Below are 525 nucleotides of genomic sequence, written 5' to 3'. Positions count from 1 at the left end.
TGGTCTCGAACGAGCGGTTCACCGCCTCCTTGGCGATCATCACCGAAGGCAGCGACATGGACGCGATGGTCTGCGCCGTTTCCAGGGCCACGGTCAGCAGGTCGGCGGCGGGGACGATGCGCGAGACCAGACCCGCGCGCTCGGCCTCCTCGGCGTCCATATTGCGGCCGGTGAGGATCAGATCCATCGCCTTGGCCTTGCCCACGGCCCTGGTGAGCCGCTGCGAGCCGCCCATACCGGGGATGACGCCCAGCTTGATCTCGGGCTGACCGAACTTGGCGGTGTCCGCGGCGATCAGCAGATCGCACATCATGGCCAGCTCACAGCCGCCGCCCAGCGCGTATCCGGCGACCGCGGCGATGATCGGCTTGCGGAATGCGACCAGGCGGTCCCACCCGGCGAAGTGATCGACCAGGAACATGTCCATATAGGACTTGGTCTGCATCTCCTTGATATCCGCACCCGCCGCGAAGGCCCGCTCGGATCCGGTGAGCACGACCGCGCCGATGCCCTCGTCGTGCTCGA

1 protein-coding gene is annotated in these 525 nt (G+C 67.0%); it reads right to left on the bottom strand.

What is annotated here, in order from left to right:
• On the bottom strand, window positions 1-525 hold a 525-nt coding region (locus ON40_RS06700; RefSeq protein ID WP_040819708.1), incomplete at both ends, for an enoyl-CoA hydratase-related protein.

It is taken from the genome of Nocardia jiangxiensis NBRC 101359 (genome assembly GCF_000308615.1).
GTDB lineage: Bacteria > Actinomycetota > Actinomycetes > Mycobacteriales > Mycobacteriaceae > Nocardia > Nocardia jiangxiensis.
The sequence above is the reverse complement of the archived record's forward strand: the minus strand, read 5'-3'. Positions and strand labels throughout refer to the sequence as shown.